This is a genomic window from Sphingomonas sp. (assembly GCF_019746665.1).
GTDB lineage: Bacteria > Pseudomonadota > Alphaproteobacteria > Sphingomonadales > Sphingomonadaceae > Sphingomonas.
In genome coordinates this window covers 14,674-32,146 of the sequence record NZ_JAIERS010000004.1, presented here as the reverse complement: position 1 = coordinate 32,146, position 17,473 = coordinate 14,674, and the positions used below count along the sequence as shown (strand labels likewise).

Here is a 17,473-nt window from a genome sequence, read left to right as displayed (position 1 = left end):
CCTCCCATGGATTACGCTGTTGGGAGGCCGGGTGGAGGCGTGGGCTGGCGCCGATTCAGCGAAGCTGAGAACGACTTTAGCATCGCGAGCCGCGCGGCGGTTTCGGTCGTCTCGCAGCGGTGCCATGCTGGCGGGGGCTGGTTGCGGAACCAGGTGTATTGGCGCTTGGCATATTGCCGGGTGGCGAGCTGCGCCCGTGCGATCGCCTCGCCGCGCGACCAACGTCCCTCGATCCAGCCAGCGAGTTCGGCGACGCCGATCGCCCGGCGCACGGGTGCGTTGGAGGGGATATCGTGGCGAGCGAGCAGGGCGCGCACTTCCTCGCCCGCGCCCGCCGCGACCATCGCCTCGAGCCGGGCGTCGATGCGTTCGGAGAGCCAGTCGCGCGGCGGGAGCAGCACCAGCGCGTGGAGGCTCACCGCGTCGCCGATGCCGCCCGCGCGCGCGCGCTGCCACTCGGCGAGCGGCCGCCCGGTCGATCGCACCACTTCGAGCGCGCGGGCGACGCGGGTGGTGTCGGCGGGGTTGAGTTTCGCAGCCGCCGCCGGATCGAGCAGGGCGAGCGCGCGGTGCGCCTCGGCGACGGGCAGCGCGCGGATCTCGCCGCGGATCGCCGGGTCGATCGCGGGCACCGGCGCGATCCCGTCGAGCAACGTGCGCAGGTAAAGCCCGGTGCCGCCGACGAGGATCGGCAACCGACCTTCCCGATGTGCTTCGGCGATCACCGCGCGCGCCTCCGCCGCCCAGCGCGCGGCGGAATAGTCGTCACCTCCGGCGACATGACCGAACAAGTGATGCGGTGCCCGCGCTTCCTCTGCCGGGCTGGGGCGCGCGGTGAGCAGGCGCAGCTCGGCATAAACCTGCGCCGAATCGGCGTTGATGATCGTCCCGCCAGTGGTTTCGGCCAGTGCCATCGCCAGCGCGGACTTGCCGCTCGCGGTAGGCCCTGCGATGAGCGCGAGCGGAGGAAGCATGTTCATCGCGACGCTCATAGCTGAAGGTATTGGCGAAGGGCAGGTGGCCGCCGCGCAGGACGCGCTGGCGGCGGCGGGGTGCTTGCCCGATGCGCCTGCTTGGCTCGACCGGGGCGCCGCCGCCGATCTGCCCTTCGCGCGCCACCCCGAAGCGGCGAAAGCAGCACTGGGCGGCGCGCCGTTCGATTGGGTCGTCCAGCCGGCGGCGGGGCGCGAGAAGCGGTTGCTCGTCGCCGACATGGATTCGACGATGATCACGGTCGAATGCATCGACGAGCTGGCCGATTATGCCGGGATCAAGCCCCAGGTCGCGGCGGTCACCGAAGCGGCGATGCGCGGCGAGCTCGATTTCGCGGGCGCGCTCGCGGCGCGGGTGACGTTGCTCGCGGGGCTTGATCAGGCGGTGATCGCGCGGTGCCTGGCCGAGCGCGTGCGGCTGAGCCCCGGCGCGCGTACGCTGGTGCGAACGATGCGGGCGAGGGGGGCGGAGGCGGTGCTGGTCTCGGGCGGGTTCACCGCCTTTGCCGAGCCGGTCGGCGCCAAGATCGGTTTTTCACGCATCGTCGCCAATCGCCTGGACGTGGCGGACGGGCGGCTGACGGGTCGGGTGATGCCGCCGATCGTCGATGCCGCTACCAAGGAACGGGAACTTCGCGCCGCCGCCGCGGCGCTCGGCCTGCCGCTCGCCGAGACGCTGGCGGTTGGTGATGGCGCGAATGACCTGCCAATGCTGCGCGCGGCCGGGCTCGGCGTCGCCTATCGCGCCAAGCCCAAAGTCGCGGCGGAGGCCGATATGCGCGTGGAGCGAGGCGACCTGACGGCGTTGCTCTACGCCCAGGGCATCGCCCGGCGCGATTGGACCGTTTAGGGCTTTAGCGGCACGCAGGCCTGGCCGGGCTGCTTGCCCCGCACCTCGGCGCAAAGGCGTTGCGCGGCGGCGGGGCTTGCGAGCGGCCCGGCCTGGAGCCGGGTGAAGCCCCCGGCCTTAACCAGGAACGGCTGCAAGCCCGCGAGGCCGCCGACGCGCGGCTGGAGGCTTTGCCAGAGCCGCCTGGCGTTGCCCTCGTCCTGAAACGCCCCGAATTGGACGCGCCAGGCGCCGCCCGGTGCTGCCGCGGCTTGGCGCGGCGCGGGTTTGGCGTGCGCGGGCGGGGCTGCCGGCGTCGCGGCAAGGGCTGGGCGTGACGGCGGGAGGTCGGTCGCCTGGATCGTCGGCGCCGTGTCGCCCGGCGCGGCTTCGACGGGCGCGGCGGCAAGCGCGGGGGTGCCCGCTTGGGTTTCATATTGCTTGGCGAGCGCCAGTCCGCGCTGACGGACATCGGCCGGGATATACTGATCCATCTGCGCCCGCGTTTCGCTCGCCTTGGGCGCCTTGGCCGCCTCGGCGCGGGTGACGAGCGCATAGGCACGCACCCAGTCCTTCGGCACCGAATCGCCATTGAACAGCATCGTGCCGAGTTGAAGTTGCGCGATCGGTTGGCCACGGCTCGCCGCCTTTTCCAGCCACGGCACCGCCTCGTCGCGCTTGCCGTTGCGTAGCAGGATCAACCCGTAGTTCAGCGTCGCCGCTTCATGCCCCTGCGCGGCGGCGCGCCCATACCATTGCTCGGCGAGCCCCAGATCGACCGGCACGCCGCGCCCGAAATTATAGGCTTGGCCCAGGTTGAACTGGGCATCGGCATCACCCTTGATCGCGAAGGGGCGCCAGATGTCGACCGCGCGACGGAATTCGCCGCGTTGATAGGCATCGACCCCGTCCTTCACGCTTTGCTTGCTCTGCGCCATCGCGCCGCCCGCCGCCAGCAGCCCCGCCAGCGCCACCACCGCCGCCCCAAATCCTAGCTTCACCCGCTGTCCTCCGCCCTTAACTATCGGCCCCGCCGTTCACTTGATGGTTAACGCAGCGCAGGATCGTTCCGCTGCGTTTACCAGTTCTTATCACTCGCCATGCGATCACCCCAATCGGAAATCCACCCAGGGGGCATGATGCGCGTTTTGGCAATGGCATCGCAGAAAGGCGGATCGGGCAAGACGACCTTGTCCGGCCATCTCGCGGTGCAAGCGCAGCTCGCGGGCGCAGGGCCCGTAGTGCTGATCGATATCGACCCGCAAGGATCGCTCTCCGATTGGTGGAACGAGCGCGACGGCGATTATCCGGCCTTCGCCCAAACCACCGTCGCGCGGCTCGCCGCCGATCTGGAGATTTTGCGCCAGCAGGGCTTCCGGTTGGCGGTGATCGACACGCCGCCCGCGATTACCATGGCGATCCAGAGCGTTATCGCCGTCGCCGAGCTGATCGTGATCCCGACCCGCCCCAGCCCGCACGATCTGCGCGCGGTGGGCGCCACGGTCGATCTGTGCGACCGCGCCGGCAAGCCGCTGATCTTCGTGGTGAACGCCGCGACTCCCAAGGCCAAGATCACCTCGGAAGCGGCTGTCGCGCTGTCGCAGCACGGCACTGTCGCGCCCGTCACCATCCACCACCGCACCGATTTCGCCGCGTCGATGATCGACGGGCGGACGGTCATGGAGGTCGACCCCAACGGCAAATCCGCCGCCGAGGTCACCGCGCTGTGGACCTATATCTCCGATCGGCTGGAGAAGAATTTCCGCCGCACCGTGTTCAGTGCGCCCAGCGCGCCGGGGGGCTTCGTGCCCAATCGTCAGGCAGGCGGTTTCGGCCGCCGGGTGGTGAGCTGAGATGATGAGCACCCCCAAGCCCTTCGCCTCGCTCTCTTCGGGGCTACTCGCGCGCAAGGGCCATGCGCGCCCGGCGATGCGCCCGCAAAGTCTCGCCTTCGGCACCGGTGGCACGAGCCTGGAGGATCTCGGCTGGAACGACATGGGTGATCCCACGGCGCCTGCGCCCGTGGTTCCGCTCACCGCGCCGGTCGCCGAAATGGCCCCGCCCGTCGAGACGCCGCCGGTGCTGCGCCAGCGCGCCCGGTTGCAGGCCGAGGTCGAAATGCCGGCCACGCCGGAGCCTGTCGCCGCCGAGACGGAGGCCAACCCCGTCGTGGCGGGTACGGCGAAGACCAAGGCGGCGTTCACGTTGCGGCTCGATCCGGCGCGCCATCTGCGGCTGCGGCTGGCGAGCGCGCTCAAGCGCCATTCGTCGCAGCGGCTGGTGACCGAGGCGCTCGACCAGTTTCTCAGCACCATGCCCGAAGTCGAGGCGATGGCGCGGCAGATCGAACAACCGGACGACGTACAGGGGGATGCGGCATGAACGGCCGGGTTTATTTGATGCTTAGCGCATCGGCATTGCTGATGGGCGCGGGCGCGGTGGTGACGATCAAGGGCACCGCCTATGCCGGTGCGCCAACCGAAACCCAGGCGGCGAAGACCGCCGCGAGCTATGCGACCAAGGCCCGGCAGGCGCTCGCCAAGCGGGATGCCCGCGCGGCGGAATTCGCCGAGCAAGCGGTGAAGGCGGCGCCTCAGGATGCAGGCTATCGCGCGCTGCTCGGGCAGGCTTATCTGATGGCGGGTCGCTTCGTGTCGGCGCGTGACGCGCTCCGCGATGCGCTGACGCTCGCCCCCAACGACGCGCGCTCGGCGCTGGCGCTTTCGCTCGCGCAGATCGCGGCGGGCGACTGGAGCGGCGCGCGCGAGACGCTGGCGGCGCATGAGGCGCTGATCCCGGCTGCCGATCGCGGCCTCGCGATCGCGCTTGCGGGCGATCCGGTGAGCGCGGTCGAGCTGCTTTCGACGGCGGCACGTGCGCCGGGGGCAGACGCCAAGACCCGTCAGAATCTCGCGCTGGCGCTGGCGCTTGCCGGCAATTGGCCGCAGGCACGCGCGGTCGCCTCGCTCGATGTCGCGCCGCAGGATCTTGATGCGCGGATCGCGCAGTGGGCGCAGTTTGCCCGGCCCCAGGGCGCCGCCGATCAGGTCGCAAGCCTGCTCGGAGTAGTGCCCGTGGTCGATGCCGGGATGCCGGTCGCGCTGGCGCTCGCGCCCAAGGCCGATGTGCCGGCGGTTGCCACCGTTGAAACCCCCACGGCCGAACCAACGCCGCCCGTCGTCGCGGCCGCCGAAGCTGCGCCGGTTACCGTGGCCGAAGTCGCGCCCGCCGCGGCGCCGGTCGTCGCCCAGGCCGATGCGCGCCCGGCGATCGTGTTCGCGCCGCGCCAGGAGGTCGTCCAGCCGCTCCCCGTCGGCAAGCGCGCCAAGGCGGTCGCCGCCAAGGGGATCGCAACGCCCGTGGCGAGCAAGCCGGTGGTGGCGGTGGTCGCTACCAAGGCCGAACCGGCGCCGGCCAAGGCGCCAGCTTCGGGGAATTTCTACCTCCAGCTCGGCGCTTACGAGAATGCGGCCGTCGCCCGCGACGGCTGGCTGCGAGCGACGCGCCGCTTCGCCGGTTTCAGCGGCCATACGCCTTCGGGCATGGCGGTGAAGACGGCCGGTGGCAGCTTCTACCGCCTGTCGCTCGGCGGGTTTGCTCGGAGCGAAGCGGTCGCGCTGTGCACCGCCTATCGTGCCAAGGGCGGCAGCTGCTTCGTACGCCTGGGCGCGGGCGACCAGCTGGCGAGCTGGGTCAAGCCGGGGCGAGAACTAGCCTCGCGCTGAGCCTGGCTGGCCCTATAGCAGCCGCGTTCCCCCCTTCCACAGCCCCGTTACTTTTCCCTGCACGGGAAGCCCATCGAACGGTGTGTTTCCCGCCTTGCCGAGATATTGATCGGCGCTGATCCGCCAGGGCGTTTCGGGATCGATTGCGACAAGATCGGCGGGCATACCGGGTGCGAGCACGCCGGCGTCCACTCCCAGCAACAGCGCTGGATTGGCGCTGAGCAGGTTGAACAAGCGGGGCAGCGTGATCACATCATCACGCACCAAGCCGAGCGCGAGCGCCAGCAACGTCTCCGCCCCCGCCGCGCCCGGGCTCGAATCGGCGAAAGGCAGCCGCTTCTCCTCCGGCCCGCGCGGATCGTGGCCCGAGCAGAGCACATCGATCGTCCCATCCGCCAATGCCGCGAGCGCCGCCTGACGGTCGGCCTCGGCGCGAAGCGGCGGGGAGAGGTGCGCGAAGGTCCGGAAATCGGCCATCGCGATGTCTGACAGCAGCAGATGCGCGGGCGTGATCCCGCACGTCACCGCGACGCCGCGGCGCTTTGCCGCGCGCACCAGATCGAACGCGGCCGCCGTGGTCAGCTGGCGGAAGTGCAGCCGCGCGCCGGTTTCCTCCGCCAGCATCACATCGCGCGCGACCGCCAAGGCTTCGGCGATGGCGGGCGCGGCGGGGATGCCGAGCCGGGTCGCGGTTTCGCCCTCGGTGGCGAGCGCACCAGCGGCGAGGCCCCCGTCTTCGGCGTGGGCGATCACCGTGAGCCCAAGGTCGCGCGCATAGCCGAGCACCTTGCGCATCGCGCCAGCATCCGCGATCCAGCCGCGCCCGGTGCCAACCGCCTTGGCGCCGGCTTCCGCGCAGATCGCCATTTCGGCCAGCTCGCGCCCGGCGAGCCCGCGCGTCGCCGCGGCGATCGGGTGAATCCACAATTTGGGCCGCCCGATCAGCGCCGCGCGCTGCACCACGCCCGGATCGTCGAGCACCGGCGACTGATCGGGCATCAGCGCAATCCGGGCGATGCCACCGGCATGGCACGCGGCCACATCCACCGCGAATACCCCCAGATCGACAATCGCGGGTGCAAGCAGTTGCCCGCCCAGATCGATCACCTCCGCCCCCTCGGGCAGCGCGACGGTGCCGAGCGCGGCGATCCGGTCCCCCTCGATCAGCAGCGCGCCGGGCCGCTCTCCCTCAGGCGTCACCAAGCGAGCGTTGGTGAAGGCGATCATGCCCAGCCCTCCACGGCGCGCGCCTGTCGCGTCAGCACATCGAGACAGGCCATGCGCACGGCGACCCCCATTTCCACCTGCTCGGTGATCGCCGAACGTTCATGATCGGCGACCGAGGAGGTGATCTCCACCCCGCGGTTCATCGGCCCCGGGTGCATCACCAGCGCGTCGGGTTTCGCGAGCGCGAGGCGTTCGGGGGTGAGGCCGTAGCGGGCATGGAATTCGCGAGTGGAAGGGATGAAGGCGCCGTCCATCCGTTCATTCTGCAGCCGCAGCATCATCACGACGTCAGCGCCCTCCAGCGCCGCGTCGAAGTCGGTAAAGGGGGTCACGTGCATTGCCTCGATCGCCGCCGGCATCAATGTGGAGGGCGCGACGACGCGCACCTCGGCGGCGAGCGCGGTGAGCGCCAGAATGTTCGAGCGTGCGACCCGGCTGTGGAGCAAGTCGCCGCAGATCACCACCCGTTGCCCGGCGATGTCGCCACGCCGCCGCCGGATGGTGAGCGCGTCAAGCAGCGCCTGGGTCGGGTGCTCATGCCGCCCATCGCCCGCGTTGAGCACCGGGCAATCGACCTTGTCCGCGATCAGCTGCACCGCGCCCGAGCTTTGGTGGCGAATGACGATCGCGTCCGCCCGCATCGCGTTCAGCGTCATCGCGGTGTCGAGCAGCGTCTCGCCCTTCTTCACGCTCGATTGCGCCGCGTGCATGTTGACGACATCGGCGCCAAGCCGCTTGCCGGCGATCTCGAACGACAGCAGCGTGCGGGTGCTGTTCTCGAAAAAGGCATTGATCACGGTGAGCCCGGCCAGTTTGTCGCTCTTGCGGCGCGCGCGGTTGGCGTCGATCCACTGCTCGGCCTCGTCGAGCAGGAACATGATCTCGTGCGGCTGTAGCCCGGCGATCCCGGTCAGATGCGGGTGCGGGAAAACGGCGCGACCGGGTAGGAGAGTCGCGGGGCGGTGATCGGATGCTGGCATTAAAGCGGCTGGCTAGACCGGGGCGGGAGACGGCGCAAGGTTTTGGTTCACGCGGAGACGCCGAGGACGTGGCCGGTTAATCGTAGCCCTCTCACCTTCAGGGGAGAGGGCTTCAGGTGCTTGGCGCCGCCGAAAGCCTAACCCGCCACGAACCGCCCATCCGCCCCCAGCACGTGCAGAACGCCGTCGGCGATCGCGAAATAGGCGCCGCGCAAGGTGAGCTTCCCCGCCGTCTCGCGAGTAGCGATCGGCGGGAAGGTGCGCAGGTTGGCGAGGCTGACGCGAACCGCCTCCAGCTCCAGCGCGCGTACCGCTTCCGGTCCGGTGCCATGCTTGGCGATCACCCGATCGCGGGCGTCGTCGAGCAGGTCGATCCAATGCGCGATGAAGCCGCCCGCGCCCGGCGCTGCGCCTTCGAACCGGCGGGTAAGCGCCGCCGCGACGCCGCCGCACGCGCCATGCCCCATCACCACGATCTCGGCGACTTCGAGCTGCGTTACCGCGAATTCCAGCGCGGCGGAAACGCCGTGGCGAGCAGTGTCCGGCTCGAACGGCGGCACCAAATTGGCGACGTTGCGCACGACGAAAATCTCGCCCGGCGAGACATCGAAAATCTGTGCGGGGTCGACCCGACTGTCGGAGCAGGCAATCACCATCACCTTGGGGGCTTGGCCTTGCGAAAGTTCCGCCCAGCGGCTGCGTTGGCCGGCCCAGCCGGCTTTACGGAAGCGGCGATAGCCCGCCATCAGATCGTCGAACGCGCTCATCATGGATCGCCTAGGGGAGGGGCGCGGCGCGGGCAAGCGCGGCCGGCGACGGAAGGTTGTGCGGTGGCGGAGCGGTCGCTATCTCGCGGGCTATGACCGAGATTGCTCCGCTCGCCCGGCCGCGGACGCGCAAGCCCGATTGGATCCGGGTGAAGGCGCCGACCAGCACCGGCTTCGCCGAAACCAAGGCGCTGATGCGCCGCCTTAACCTCGCCACCGTTTGCGAGGAGGCCGCCTGTCCGAACATCGGCGAATGCTGGACCAAGAAGCACGCGACGGTGATGATCCTGGGCGACACCTGCACCCGCGCCTGCGCCTTCTGCAATGTGAAGACCGGGATGCCGCGCGCGGTCGATCCCTTCGAACCGCAGCACGTCGCCGATGCCGCCGCCGAGCTGGGCCTTGAACATATCGTCATCACCTCGGTCGATCGCGACGATCTACCCGATGGCGGGGCGAAGCAGTTCGTCAAGGTGATCGAAGCGCTGCGCCGCACCACGCCTGCCACCACGATCGAAATTCTTACGCCTGATTTCCGCAACAAACATGAGGCGGCGGTCGAGGCGATCGTCGCTGCGCGGCCCGATGTTTACAATCACAACCTCGAAACCGTTCCGCGGCTCTACCCGACAATTCGCCCCGGCGCCCGCTATTATGCCTCGCTGCGCCTGCTGGAGAGCGTGAAGCGGCTTGATCCCTCGATCTTCACCAAATCGGGGATTATGCTCGGGTTGGGCGAGGAGCGGCTGGAGGTCCATCAGGTGATGGACGATATGCGCTCCGCCGACATCGATTTCCTGACGATGGGGCAATATCTCCAGCCGACCCCGCGCCATGCGAAGGTCGCCGAGTTCGTCACGCCGCAGGCGTTCGGCGCCTATGCGCAGATCGCTCGCGCGAAGGGGTTCTTGCTCGTCGCGAGCTCGCCGCTCACCCGTTCCAGCTATCACGCCGGGGACGATTTCGCGAAGCTGCGCGCGGCACGCGAAATGCAGCTTGCCGCCGGGCGTCCGGCCTGAGCCGATGCCCAAGCATAGCGAGACGCGCGCGCTCCCCTACGCGCCCGAACAAATGTATGCGATGGTTGCCGATGTTGCGCGCTATCCCGACTTCCTACCCTGGGTCTCCGCCATTCGGGTGCGATCGGACAACCCGACGCTGATGGTCGCGGACATGGTGGTGGGCTTCAAAGGGCTGCGCGAAACCTTCACCTCGCGCGTCACCAAGCAAGCGCCGAGCAAGATCCATGTCGATTATCTCGACGGCCCGCTGAAATATCTCAACAACGACTGGGGTTTCCGCGACGACGGTCAAGGCGGGTGCCTGGTCGATTTCTCGGTGGATTTCGCCTTCAAGAACCGGGTGTTCGAGATGATCGCGGGCCAGGTTTTCGATCGGGCGCTGAAGAAGATGATCGGGGCCTTCGAGGCACGCGCGGCGACGCTTTACGGCGCGCCCAAGGTCGCGCCGGGCAGCAACAGTTCTAGCGCGCATAGCGCCGCCTGAAGCCGCACCCCGCCGCGCCCCAGATCGCCAAAGTGGCGCTTGTCGGCCACGACCTGCGCAGGATCTTCGCCGCGGATCGCGCGTGCGAACACGACCGTGCCCACAGGCTTCTTGACCGATCCGCCGCCCGGCCCGGCGACGCCGGTAATGGCCACCGCGACATCGGCGTCGCTCACCTCCAGCACGCCCTGTGCCATTGCCCAGGCGGTCGCCACCGACACCGCGCCGAAGGTTTCGATGATGTCGGCGGAGACGCCTAAGGTCCGCATCTTGGCTTCGTTGGAATAGGTGACGAAGCCCGCGTGGAACACGTCCGACGCTCCGCCCAATTCCGTGAGCGCGGCGGCAACGAGCCCGCCGGTGCAGCTTTCCGCCACCGCGACCTTGCGGCCTGCGGCTCGGTTGGCGTGAAGCACGCGGCGCGCGGCGTCGACCAGTTCGGGGAGCAGGATGGTGTCGGTCATGGCTTGCAGATCGACAGGCCGCCGCGCACCGGCGCGGTCGTGTCGGGCTTCTTGCGCGCGTCGGCGAGTTCCCAGGCGGCGACGAGCAGCCCGGCGAGATTGCGCGGCGGCAGCGGCTGGGCGAGCGTCACGATTCGGTCGTAGGCCGGGCAGTCCGCCGGCTGCACCGCGCGGGTGATGGCGGGCGCGAGCAAGGAGGCGATGAGCGGCCGCGCGAGGCTGCCCGAAAGCAGGCCGCCGATGTTATCGCCCGCCAGCCGTTGCACCGCTTTTTGCGCACCGGGCCAAGCGGCGTCAGCATCGGCACGATAGCGCGCGATCAGCGCCGTGGGCGGCTGGCGCAGCAGGGCGCCGGGCGGCAACTGACCGGCGCAGCTGGTGCCCAGTTGCTCAATCGTCTCGGGCAGGATCGAGGTGATCAACGCCTCCGCCTCGGGTGCCGAGACGCAAGGGAGCTGCATCGTGATCGTCTGCGCGGCGTTCGCGCCCGATCCCATGCAGAGCAAGGCGGCGGCGATCAGCTTCTTCATGCGGCACCCTTTGCGGCGAGCGGCAGACGCACCGTGGCGCAGGCTTGCGTCGCGATGCCCTCGCCGCGTCCGGTAAACCCCAGCCGCTCGGTGGTGGTTGCCTTGATGCTCACTTGTTCGGGCGCGAGGTTCAGCAGCTCGGCGATCCGCGCGCGGATCGCGGCGCGGTGGGGGCCGATCTTCGGTGCCTCGCAGATGATCGTCAGGTCGACGAAATCGATCAAGCCGCCCTTCTCGGCGATGATGCGCGCGGCGTGCTGGAGGAATTTGTAAGAGGCCGCGCCCTTCCATTGCGGATCGCTCGGCGGGAAGTGGGTGCCGATATCGCCCTCGCCGGTGCAGCCGAGCAGCGCGTCGGTGAGCGCGTGGAGCGCGACATCGGCGTCGCTGTGGCCCGACAGGCCCTTGTCGTGCGGGATCAGCACGCCACCGAGCCAAAGCTCCTCGCCCGCCTCCAGCCGGTGGACGTCGAAGCCGGTCGCGCTGCGGCTGATCAGCGTTGCGGCCTGGCGCGCCTCGGCGGCGGCGATGTCGGCGGGGTAGGTCACTTTGTCGAGCATGATATCGCCTTCTACCAGCGTCACGGCGCCGCCGAAACGGCGAAGCATCTGTGCGTCATCGGTTGCTTCGTCATCGGCCGGCCAGCGGCGGTGCGCGTCGAGGATGGCGTCATAGCGGAACGCCTGCGGCGTCTGCACCCGCCACAGGCCGTCGCGCGGCACGATGTCGCCGAGTTCGCCTCCGCCGCGCGCGAGCGTGTCGGCGACGGGCAGGGCGGGGATCGCACCGGGCATACTTTCAAGCGCGGCGAGCAGCCGGTCGATTACGGCGTGCGGCAGGAAGGGGCGGGCGGCGTCGTGGATTAGGACGCGCGCCGGCGCCTCTCCGACGATCGCCTCCAGTCCGTTGCGCGCCGACTCGCGGCGGGTGGCGCCGCCGGTGACATGGCGAACCTCGCCTACCGCAGCCGCGAGCAGCGCTTCCTGCCCGGCGCCGATGACGACGACGACCTCATTGATCTCCGGATGCGCGCGCAGCGCCGCAAGGCTGTGCGCGAGCATAGGCTTGCCGGCAAGGAGGGCGAACTGCTTGGGGATGATACCGCCGATCCGCGTGCCGCTTCCCGCGGCGACGATCAGCGCGATGGTCTTGCTCATGGGCGGGCGCCTAGCCGATGGTTTTGGCGTTCGCCAGTGGTCGCAAGCTTGCTCCTTTCCTCCAATCCTTTTCCGGCCTTCATCCAACCCTGTCCCGGCGCGGGCCGGGGTCCAGATTCGCTGGGGCGCCTATTTGCTGCGGATAGATATCGGCGGCGGCGCAACTAGTCGCCTGCCTTCGCGCGGGAAGGAAAGGGGTTGTCGTGCAACTTTTTGGGCTAGGCACGAGGCCGTCCACGTGGGACCGAAAAAAGCAGAGCCCCGGCTTTCGCGGGGGCGACAAGGGTAATTCAAACACGTATCGCTGCGCCCGCTGTGTGTCTGCGCGAACAAAGAACATTGCCCGTGCTCTCTCTTGCGCTCCCGCCCCACCCCCTCTAGATGCTGCCCACTTTTTAGGCAGATGATGACCAAGCTCGCCCCCATCCAGATCGGTCCGGTGCGGATCGAAACGCCGGTAATTCTGGCGCCGATGACCGGCGTCACCGACATGCCGTTTCGTCGCATCGTCCGCCGGTATGGCTCAGGGCTCAACGTCACCGAGATGATCGCGAGCCAGGCGATGATCCGGGAGACCCGCCAGTCGCTGCAAAAGGCGGCGTGGGACGCGGCGGAGGAGCCGATCTCCATGCAGCTTGCCGGCTGCAGCCCGCACGAAATGGCCGAGGCCGCCAAATTGAACGAGGATCGCGGCGCGGCGATCATCGACATCAACATGGGCTGTCCGGTGAAGAAGATCGTCAACGGCTTCGCGGGCTCGGCGCTGATGCGTGACCTGCAGCACGCCGCGTCGCTGATCGACGCGACGGTCAAGGCGGTGAAAGTGCCCGTCACGCTCAAGATGCGGATGGGGTGGGACCATGCGAGCCTCAACGCTCCCGAGCTCGCGCGCATCGCCGAAGATTTGGGCGTGAAACTGATCACCGTCCACGGCCGCACCCGCAACCAAATGTATAAGGGCAGCGCCGATTGGGCATTCGTCGCCCGCGTGAAGGCGGCGGTCTCGCTGCCGGTGATCGTCAACGGCGATATCTGCGGGATCGAGCATGCCGAGCGCGCGCTCGAACTTTCGGGTGCGGACGGGGTGATGATTGGGCGCGGCGCCTATGGCCGGCCCTGGCTGCTCGGGCAGGTGATGGAGTGGTTCCGCACCGGCCGACGCCTGCCCGATCCCTCGATCGAGGAACAATATCGCCTGATCATAGAACATTATCAGGCGATGCTCAGCCTTTATGGCAAGGACACCGGCGTCAATCTCGCGCGCAAGCATATTGGTTGGTACACGCGCGGGCTGCACGGCTCGGCTGAATTCCGCAACCGGGTGAATGCGGAGCCCGATCCGGTTCGGGTGCAGGCGATGCTTGCCGAATTCTATGCGCCGTGGCGGACGAAAGCGGCGGCCTGAGCGCGCCGCCGGGCTTCGCCGAGCTGATCGGCGCGATGCCCATGGCGGTGCTGCTGCTCGGCCCCGATGACCGGATCGCCTATGCCAATGCCGCCGCGGAGCGGCTGCTTAACCAATCGGAACGCGCGATGCTGGGGGCCGAGCTGCCGCAGGTGATCCAATTGCCCGATGATTATGCCCGGCCGCGCGCGGGGCGGGGCTTTGCCGCGTTCGATACCGAACTTCGGGCGCCGCGCGGCGGGACACTGCGGGTCGATTTCGCCGAGACGCCGGTGCCCGATCAGCCCGGGTGGCGGCTGGTGACGCTGGCCGAGACCGCCGCGCGCCGGATCGCGACGCCCCCGGGCGGCGGGGCGCGCGCGGCCATCGGCGCGGCGGCGATGCTCGCGCATGAAATCAAGAACCCACTCTCCGGCATCCGCGGTGCCGCGCAGTTGCTGCAGGGCGCGGTCGCGGGCGAGGAGGCGGCGCTCGCCGCGCTAATCGTGCGAGAGGTCGACCGCGTCGCCGCGCTGATTGACCGGATGGAGGGCTTCACCGACACGCGCCCGCTCACGCCTGAGGCGCTCAACATCTATCCGCTGCTCGACGATGTTCGCCGTGTGGCGCTCGCGGGTTTCGCGCGCGGGGTGCGCCTGGAGGAGCGCTTCGATCCCTCGCTACCTCCCGTGCGCGCGGACCGGGGCGCGCTGGTGCAGGTTGTGCTGAACCTCGTCAAGAACGCGGTCGAGGCGACCGCCGACCAGGCCGATCGACGGGTGACGCTCGCCACCGCCTATCGCCACGGCATGGCGGCGAGCGTTGCACCTGGGCGGCCACGACAGCCACTACCCATCGAGCTAAGCGTGATCGATAACGGCCCCGGCGCCCCCGCCGACATTGCGGATCACCTGTTCGATCCCTTCGTCTCCGGCAAGCCCGAAGGGCAGGGGCTGGGCCTTGCATTGGTCGATAAGCTGATGCGCGACATGGGCGGCATCGCCCAATATGCGCGCGAAGGCGGTCAGACCGTATTCCGCCTGCTGCTGCCGAGGGCGGCATGAGCGCGCGGGTATTGATGGTGGATGACGATGCGGCGATCCGCACGGTCGTCGCTGCCGCGCTGCGCCGCGCCGGGCACGAGGTGCGCACCGCCGCCAGCCTCGCCGAGCTCGACCGCGCGCTCGCCGCGGCGGTGCCGGACGTGCTGATCACCGATGTCGTGCTCCCCGATGGTGATGGGATCGAGCGCGCGGCCGCGCTCCGTCAAGAACGACCAGAGCTGCCCGTGATCATTCTGTCGGCGCGCAATACGCTGTCGACGGCCGTCAAGGCAGCCGAGGTCGGTGCGTTCGACTATCTGCCCAAACCGTTCGACCTGGCGACACTCGACGCGGCGGTGCGCGCGGCGCTGGCCCGGCGCCCGGCGGCGCCGTCGTCGGTGTCCGAGGTGGAGCCCGAGCTGCCCCTGATCGGCCGCTCGCCGGCGATGCAGGAGGTGTACCGGCTGATCGCGCGGGTCGTTGGTAACGACCTGACCGTGCTGGTGACGGGCGAATCGGGGACCGGCAAGGAACTCGTCGCGCGCGCGCTGCACGAGCTGGGCGCGCGGGCGCATGGGCCATTCGTCGCGCTCAACATGGCGGCGATTCCGCGCGAGCTGATCGAGGCCGAGCTGTTCGGCCACGAACGCGGCGCCTTTACCGGTGCGCAGGCGCGGATGGCGGGACGGTTCGAGCAGGCGCATGGCGGCACGCTCTTTCTCGACGAGATCGGCGACATGCCCATGGAAGCGCAGACCCGGCTGCTGCGCGTGCTGCAATCGGGCGAGTTCACCAGTGTTGGCGGTGCACGCCCGATCCGTGCCGATGTCCGCATCGTGGCGGCGACCAATCGCGACCTCCAGGCGCAGGTGCGCGCCGGGCTGTTCCGCGAGGATTTGTTCTACCGACTGAACGTCGTGCCGATCGCGCTGCCCCCCCTTCGCCAGCGCCGCACGGACGTGCCACTGCTCGCGCGCCATTTCCTCGATCGCGCTGCGGCGGAGGGCTTGCCGGCTAAGGCGCTTAGCGACGAAGCGGCGGGCGTGCTGGAGGCGTATGACTGGCCTGGCAACGTCCGCGAGCTGGAAAATGCGATGCGCCGCGCGGCCGCGCTGGGGCGGGATGCGGTGATCTCGGGCGATGAGATGGCGGCGCTGCTGGGCGCGCCGAGCGCGTCTCCGCCGCAAGATGGTAAAGCGCCCGATCTCACCGTCGCCGTCGAAGCGCTGGTCGAGCGCCTTGCCCGCGAAAATCCGCACGCGCTTGATGATGGCAGCCTGTACGGTCGGGTGATCGCCGAAGTCGAACGCCCGCTGATCGCGGCGATGCTCGCCCGCCATGGCGGCAATCAGTTGCGGGCGGCGCGTGCCTTGGGGTTGAACCGCAATACGCTGCGCAAGCGGCTCAACGATCTGGGGATGGTGCCGGGTCGGGGGTGAGCGGGCAGCCAGGCGCGCCCCATTCCTTGATCACCTCGCCGATCGCGGTCGCCGGCGACGCTATTTCCTGAAGCTCGGACGTTTCCACGCGCACATGCGGCAGGCCCGATCGCCACTGCGCCTGCCACCAGCGATCGAGCATCGGCGTGTCTACCATAGGGAGCCAGATGCGGGCATGGCGGAGCAGGGCGCCAGGCGCGGGGAGGAGCGCGCCATTCGCAACCGCATCCGCAAGCCGCTGCGCGATGGCGACATTCTCCTCGGCGGGAGCATCGGCATCAGCCCTCGCCAACTCCTCGATCAACGCGGTTTTCGCGGCAGCGATCTCGTCCGAGGCGAAGCCGCTGCCGCTGATTGTGCAAACCGTCTGAACGAGCCGCGCGGTCGCCATGCGCCATTGGCCGGGTTCGAAGTTATCCCACAGCGCCAACCGCCGGCCGCCGGTCTGGCCGTGGGCGCCCGTCTCGATGAACATGCCAAATTGGCCAGGCGGCCTTTCGCCCTGAAGACGCGTCAGCCGCCTGGTGACGATCCGGGTTATCAGCCGATCGATCAGGTCGCGTTCGATCTGTTCGGCAGCGCTCCGCGCGGGCAGTGGCGGCGCCGGAGCGACCGTGACGATGGCACCGCGGCGTCCGGGTGCCTCAGCGGCGAAGCTGAGCGGGGCAATGCGGGCCGGGCGGAGCGGGGGAATTGGCCAAGGCCTCGTGGCAGGCCCTGTGCCGCGCCAATTACCGAAATGGCGGCGTATCAGGGTGGCTATCTCCGCGGGATCGACGTTCCCCACGATCACGATCGTCACATGCTCGGGGCGATAGAGTCGGCTGTAGAGCGCGCGGATGGTCGCGATGCTGGCGTTTGGGACGTCGTCGGAATTTTGTGCGTCGATCACGTCGGTTGGCGTGCCCGGCGCGACGGCGGCGATATAGCGTGCGTAAATGATGTTGCCGGGCCGTTTGTCCGCCATTTCGCGCATCACATCCGCGCGCTGCGCGTCGACCGCGTCTGCGCGGAAGGTCAGGTCTTGCGCGCCTTCCCGGAACAGGGCGAGCAGCCGATCGATATCGGCGACGCGGCGGGTGCGGGTGCTGACAAAATAACGGCTCTCGCGCCAATCTGTCGTGCCGGCGCGTGGCGCGGGAAAAGTAAGGGGCAGGCCGACCTTGACGAAATGCGCGCGTTCGCCTGGCGCTCGGTGCGTGGGACTGTCAAATACCAGATGTTCGATCAGATGCGCGAGGCCCCGCTCACCGGGGCGTCGTTCAGCGATGAAACCGCCTTCGACGCGCATCAGCAGGGCGATGCCGGGCTCCTTGGTGGGGCGTGGCAAGATCGCGTAGCGAAGGCCGTTGGCCAATCGACCCTGGAGGATCGGTCGCCAACTTCCGGCTGGCCCATGGCGCAGCGCGCCCTCGCGCGGAACGCCGGCG

General features: G+C 69.0%; 18 protein-coding genes. 9 read left to right on the top strand and 9 right to left on the bottom strand.

Going from position 1 to position 17,473, the window contains the following annotated elements:
- Positions 1 to 11 precede the first annotated feature (11 nt).
- On the bottom strand, positions 12 to 980 hold the full coding sequence (gene miaA, locus K2X73_RS02490) for a tRNA (adenosine(37)-N6)-dimethylallyltransferase MiaA (RefSeq protein ID WP_294108245.1): 969 nt from the start codon (positions 978 to 980) through the stop codon (positions 12 to 14).
- On the opposite strand from miaA, the gene serB reads away from it, so the two are divergent.
- Positions 973 to 1,842: a phosphoserine phosphatase SerB gene (gene serB / locus K2X73_RS02485; protein WP_294108244.1), complete on the top strand. Its 870-nt coding sequence runs from the start codon at positions 973 to 975 to the stop codon at positions 1,840 to 1,842. The genes miaA and serB overlap by 8 nt on opposite strands.
- On the opposite strand, the gene K2X73_RS02480 is transcribed toward serB, so the two are convergent.
- Positions 1,839 to 2,822, bottom strand: a complete 984-nt coding sequence (locus tag K2X73_RS02480) for an SPOR domain-containing protein (RefSeq protein WP_294108243.1) — start codon at positions 2,820 to 2,822, stop codon at positions 1,839 to 1,841. The two genes, serB and K2X73_RS02480, sit on opposite strands and share 4 nt — an antisense overlap.
- A gap of 138 nt (positions 2,823 to 2,960) precedes the next feature.
- On the opposite strand from K2X73_RS02480, the gene K2X73_RS02475 reads away from it, so the two are divergent.
- From K2X73_RS02475 to K2X73_RS02465, 3 genes are read left to right on the top strand one after another with little or no spacing between them, the layout of a single operon-like run.
- Positions 2,961 to 3,674, top strand: coding sequence for a ParA family protein (locus K2X73_RS02475; RefSeq protein ID WP_294108242.1), 714 nt, complete (start codon positions 2,961 to 2,963; stop codon positions 3,672 to 3,674).
- 1 nt (position 3,675) lies between these two features.
- Complete coding sequence (locus K2X73_RS02470) at positions 3,676 to 4,203, top strand: hypothetical protein (RefSeq protein WP_365980220.1); 528 nt, start codon at positions 3,676 to 3,678, stop codon at positions 4,201 to 4,203.
- Positions 4,200 to 5,546 (top strand): tetratricopeptide repeat protein, encoded by a 1,347-nt coding sequence (locus tag K2X73_RS02465; RefSeq protein ID WP_294108241.1) that lies wholly within the window; start codon positions 4,200 to 4,202, stop codon positions 5,544 to 5,546. Before K2X73_RS02470 ends, K2X73_RS02465 begins: the two co-directional genes overlap by 4 nt.
- Before the next feature lie 12 nt (positions 5,547 to 5,558).
- Here the strand turns inward: K2X73_RS02465 and K2X73_RS02460 are convergent, their stop codons facing one another.
- The 3 genes from K2X73_RS02460 to K2X73_RS02450 all read right to left on the bottom strand — a co-directional run bounded on the left by K2X73_RS02460 (position 5,559) and on the right by K2X73_RS02450 (position 8,520).
- Positions 5,559 to 6,773 carry an amidohydrolase family protein gene (locus K2X73_RS02460; protein WP_294108240.1) on the bottom strand — a complete coding sequence of 405 codons (1,215 nt, stop codon included), beginning with the start codon at positions 6,771 to 6,773 and terminating at the stop codon, positions 5,559 to 5,561.
- Entirely contained in the window at positions 6,770 to 7,753 is a 984-nt protein-coding gene (locus K2X73_RS02455; protein WP_294108239.1) for an aspartate carbamoyltransferase catalytic subunit, read from the bottom strand. The genes K2X73_RS02460 and K2X73_RS02455 overlap by 4 nt, the downstream gene beginning before the upstream one ends.
- Positions 7,754 to 7,890: 137 nt before the next feature.
- Positions 7,891 to 8,520: a carbonic anhydrase gene (locus K2X73_RS02450; protein ID WP_294108238.1), complete on the bottom strand. Its 630-nt coding sequence runs from the start codon at positions 8,518 to 8,520 to the stop codon at positions 7,891 to 7,893.
- Positions 8,521 to 8,612: 92 nt separating this feature from the next.
- Between K2X73_RS02450 and lipA the strand changes: the two genes are divergently transcribed.
- Positions 8,613 to 9,539 (top strand): lipoyl synthase, encoded by a 927-nt coding sequence (gene lipA, locus K2X73_RS02445; protein ID WP_294108237.1) that lies wholly within the window; start codon positions 8,613 to 8,615, stop codon positions 9,537 to 9,539.
- Between the two features lie 4 nt (positions 9,540 to 9,543).
- Positions 9,544 to 10,026 carry a type II toxin-antitoxin system RatA family toxin gene (locus K2X73_RS02440; RefSeq protein WP_294108236.1) on the top strand — a complete coding sequence of 161 codons (483 nt, stop codon included), beginning with the start codon at positions 9,544 to 9,546 and terminating at the stop codon, positions 10,024 to 10,026.
- On the opposite strand, the gene K2X73_RS02435 is transcribed toward K2X73_RS02440, so the two are convergent.
- The 3 genes from K2X73_RS02435 to K2X73_RS02425 are packed head-to-tail and all read right to left on the bottom strand — an operon-like array spanning position 9,966 to position 12,177.
- Entirely contained in the window at positions 9,966 to 10,490 is a 525-nt protein-coding gene (locus tag K2X73_RS02435) for a CinA family protein (protein ID WP_294108235.1), read from the bottom strand. The two genes, K2X73_RS02440 and K2X73_RS02435, sit on opposite strands and share 61 nt — an antisense overlap.
- Positions 10,487 to 11,020 carry a hypothetical protein gene (locus tag K2X73_RS02430; RefSeq protein WP_294108234.1) on the bottom strand — a complete coding sequence of 178 codons (534 nt, stop codon included), beginning with the start codon at positions 11,018 to 11,020 and terminating at the stop codon, positions 10,487 to 10,489. Before K2X73_RS02430 ends, K2X73_RS02435 begins: the two co-directional genes overlap by 4 nt.
- Positions 11,017 to 12,177 carry a bifunctional 2-C-methyl-D-erythritol 4-phosphate cytidylyltransferase/2-C-methyl-D-erythritol 2,4-cyclodiphosphate synthase gene (locus K2X73_RS02425; protein WP_294108233.1) on the bottom strand — a complete coding sequence of 387 codons (1,161 nt, stop codon included), beginning with the start codon at positions 12,175 to 12,177 and terminating at the stop codon, positions 11,017 to 11,019. Before K2X73_RS02425 ends, K2X73_RS02430 begins: the two co-directional genes overlap by 4 nt.
- 406 nt (positions 12,178 to 12,583) lie before the next feature.
- Between K2X73_RS02425 and dusB the strand changes: the two genes are divergently transcribed.
- From dusB to ntrC, 3 genes are read left to right on the top strand one after another with little or no spacing between them, the layout of a single operon-like run.
- Entirely contained in the window at positions 12,584 to 13,582 is a 999-nt protein-coding gene (gene dusB, locus K2X73_RS02420; protein WP_294108232.1) for a tRNA dihydrouridine synthase DusB, read from the top strand.
- Positions 13,558 to 14,625: an ATP-binding protein gene (locus K2X73_RS02415; RefSeq protein ID WP_365980216.1), complete on the top strand. Its 1,068-nt coding sequence runs from the start codon at positions 13,558 to 13,560 to the stop codon at positions 14,623 to 14,625. Before dusB ends, K2X73_RS02415 begins: the two co-directional genes overlap by 25 nt.
- Positions 14,622 to 16,043: a nitrogen regulation protein NR(I) gene (gene ntrC, locus K2X73_RS02410; RefSeq protein WP_294108231.1), complete on the top strand. Its 1,422-nt coding sequence runs from the start codon at positions 14,622 to 14,624 to the stop codon at positions 16,041 to 16,043. The genes K2X73_RS02415 and ntrC overlap by 4 nt, the downstream gene beginning before the upstream one ends.
- On the opposite strand, the gene K2X73_RS02405 is transcribed toward ntrC, so the two are convergent.
- Positions 16,009 to 17,373 (bottom strand): insulinase family protein, encoded by a 1,365-nt coding sequence (locus K2X73_RS02405; protein WP_294108230.1) that lies wholly within the window; start codon positions 17,371 to 17,373, stop codon positions 16,009 to 16,011. The genes ntrC and K2X73_RS02405 overlap by 35 nt on opposite strands.
- Positions 17,374 to 17,473 lie beyond the last annotated feature (100 nt).

What these genes read in the sequence shown, in the direction of transcription:
- serB (WP_294108244.1), top strand. Translation starts at nt 973, where the DNA reads ATGTTCATCGCGACGCTCATAGCTGAAGGTATTGGCGAAGGGCAGGTG.
- miaA (WP_294108245.1), bottom strand. Translation starts at nt 980, where the DNA reads ATGAACATGCTTCCTCCGCTCGCGCTCATCGCAGGGCCTACCGCGAGC.
- K2X73_RS02475 (WP_294108242.1), top strand. Translation starts at nt 2,961, where the DNA reads ATGCGCGTTTTGGCAATGGCATCGCAGAAAGGCGGATCGGGCAAGACG.
- K2X73_RS02470 (WP_365980220.1), top strand. Translation starts at nt 3,676, where the DNA reads ATGATGAGCACCCCCAAGCCCTTCGCCTCGCTCTCTTCGGGGCTACTC.
- K2X73_RS02465 (WP_294108241.1), top strand. Translation starts at nt 4,200, where the DNA reads ATGAACGGCCGGGTTTATTTGATGCTTAGCGCATCGGCATTGCTGATG.
- K2X73_RS02460 (WP_294108240.1), bottom strand. Translation starts at nt 6,773, where the DNA reads ATGATCGCCTTCACCAACGCTCGCTTGGTGACGCCTGAGGGAGAGCGG.
- K2X73_RS02455 (WP_294108239.1), bottom strand. Translation starts at nt 7,753, where the DNA reads ATGCCAGCATCCGATCACCGCCCCGCGACTCTCCTACCCGGTCGCGCC.
- K2X73_RS02450 (WP_294108238.1), bottom strand. Translation starts at nt 8,520, where the DNA reads ATGAGCGCGTTCGACGATCTGATGGCGGGCTATCGCCGCTTCCGTAAA.
- lipA (WP_294108237.1), top strand. Translation starts at nt 8,613, where the DNA reads ATGACCGAGATTGCTCCGCTCGCCCGGCCGCGGACGCGCAAGCCCGAT.
- K2X73_RS02440 (WP_294108236.1), top strand. Translation starts at nt 9,544, where the DNA reads ATGCCCAAGCATAGCGAGACGCGCGCGCTCCCCTACGCGCCCGAACAA.
- K2X73_RS02435 (WP_294108235.1), bottom strand. Translation starts at nt 10,490, where the DNA reads ATGACCGACACCATCCTGCTCCCCGAACTGGTCGACGCCGCGCGCCGC.
- K2X73_RS02430 (WP_294108234.1), bottom strand. Translation starts at nt 11,020, where the DNA reads ATGAAGAAGCTGATCGCCGCCGCCTTGCTCTGCATGGGATCGGGCGCG.
- K2X73_RS02425 (WP_294108233.1), bottom strand. Translation starts at nt 12,177, where the DNA reads ATGAGCAAGACCATCGCGCTGATCGTCGCCGCGGGAAGCGGCACGCGG.
- dusB (WP_294108232.1), top strand. Translation starts at nt 12,584, where the DNA reads ATGACCAAGCTCGCCCCCATCCAGATCGGTCCGGTGCGGATCGAAACG.
- ntrC (WP_294108231.1), top strand. Translation starts at nt 14,622, where the DNA reads ATGAGCGCGCGGGTATTGATGGTGGATGACGATGCGGCGATCCGCACG.